The organism is Nafulsella turpanensis ZLM-10 (genome assembly GCF_000346615.1).
In the GTDB taxonomy this organism is placed as follows: Bacteria; Bacteroidota; Bacteroidia; order Cytophagales; family Cyclobacteriaceae; genus Nafulsella; species Nafulsella turpanensis.
On record NZ_ANNU01000098.1, the window covers coordinates 1 to 291 of the forward strand.

Consider the following 291-nt stretch of genomic DNA (forward strand, 5'->3'; position numbering starts at 1 on the left):
AGGCCCAGTTCAAAGGCTAAAGCATCCTGTTTAATGCCGAGGATTTCCCGGATGCGCTTTACATTTTTTCCTTCATGTACTTTCTCTGGCATGGTGGCGGCTTTCATAACGACAAGTTTAGATTAAGTTTTTATGGTATAAAACAAGCAGGTGCCTGTAAGCTACAAGGACTGCTGGTGGGATACCAGCCATCAACACACTTCCTTTACAACAACAGCCGTAACAACAGTTCGATGGCAAGATAAGAAAAAATGAATATAAGATGCTACACCCCTTTAAATTCAAAAGATT

The 291-nt window shown here is 40.9% G+C and carries 1 pseudogene; it reads right to left on the reverse strand.

Going from position 1 to position 291, the window contains the following annotated elements:
* A pseudogene (locus F752_RS25035) lies at positions 1-107 on the reverse strand (transcriptional regulator); the annotation flags it as partial.
* Between the last annotated feature and the right edge of the window lie 184 nt (positions 108-291).